Source organism: Salipiger sp. HF18 (assembly GCF_011806505.1).
Lineage (GTDB): Bacteria > Pseudomonadota > Alphaproteobacteria > Rhodobacterales > Rhodobacteraceae > Salipiger > Salipiger thiooxidans.
This window is the reverse complement of record NZ_JAATOS010000862.1, coordinates 1-935: the sequence shown is the minus strand read 5'-3', so window position 1 is coordinate 935 and position 935 is coordinate 1. Positions and strand designations below refer to the sequence as shown.

Genomic DNA, 935 nt, shown 5'->3' with positions numbered 1-935 from the left:
ACGCACCCATTTCCTCCTTCGCGTCCGGCCCGCTGGTCGAGACCAGCGCCGCACGCGTCTCGCAGTCGGCACCCTGCGGCCGGCTGTCGCTGCGGGCCCGCGGCGATCTGGCTCCCTTCGAGGCGGCGCTCGGCCTGTCGCTCGGCGGCCCCATCGGCGCCCGCGCCACCGCCGGCGAGACCGAGTCGATCCGGCTCGGCCCTGACGAGTGGATGTTGCACTGCCCGGTCGAGGCCGTCGCCGGCCTCGAGGCGGCGCTGGCACCGCTCTACGGCAGCCACCCGCACAGCCTCGTCGACGTGTCGGGCCGCGAGACCTCCTTCGTGATCGAGGGACCGCGCGCCTCGGAGCTGCTCACCATGGGCTGCCCCCGCGACATCGAGACCATCCTCCCGGGCTCGGGCCGCCGCACCGTCTTCGACGGCGTCACCGTCATCCTGTGGCGCGACGCCGCCGACCGGTTCCGCATGGACCTGTGGCACAGCTTCGCACCGCACCTCCTCCACCTTCTCGAGACCGGCAGCCGCGAACTGGCCGCCGAGTCCCTCTGACCGCAAAGGACGGGCCATGCCCCAGATCATCCTGACCGCGTCCTGCCCGGTACGTCCCGGTATCGTTGCGGCGATTTCGATCTTCCTGGCCGAGCAGGGCTGCAACATCCACGACAGCTCGCAGTTCTCCGACATCGCGAACGACCGCTTCTTCATGCGGCTGAGCTTCGAATCCGAGAGCGGCGTCACCCGCGCGGCACTGACCGAGGGCTTCGCCGAGACCGCGGCCTCCTTCGGCATGGACTACGCCTTCCACGACCCGTCCGAGAAGATGAAGGTCGTGATCATGGTGTCCCGCTTCGGCCACTGCCTGAACGACCTGCTCTATCGCTGGCGCATCGGCGCGCTGCCGATCGACATCGTGGCGGTGATCTCGAACCACAT

2 protein-coding genes are annotated in these 935 nt (G+C 69.6%); both read left to right on the top strand.

Features of this window, described 5'->3' with window-relative positions; translation table 11 throughout:
- On the top strand, positions 1 to 551 hold a 551-nt coding region (locus tag HC022_RS27585; protein ID WP_254885294.1), incomplete at its 5' end, for a sarcosine oxidase subunit gamma.
- 16 nt (positions 552 to 567) lie between these two features.
- A partial coding sequence (locus HC022_RS27580; protein WP_303049117.1) for an ACT domain-containing protein occupies positions 568 to 935 on the top strand: 368 nt, incomplete at its 3' end.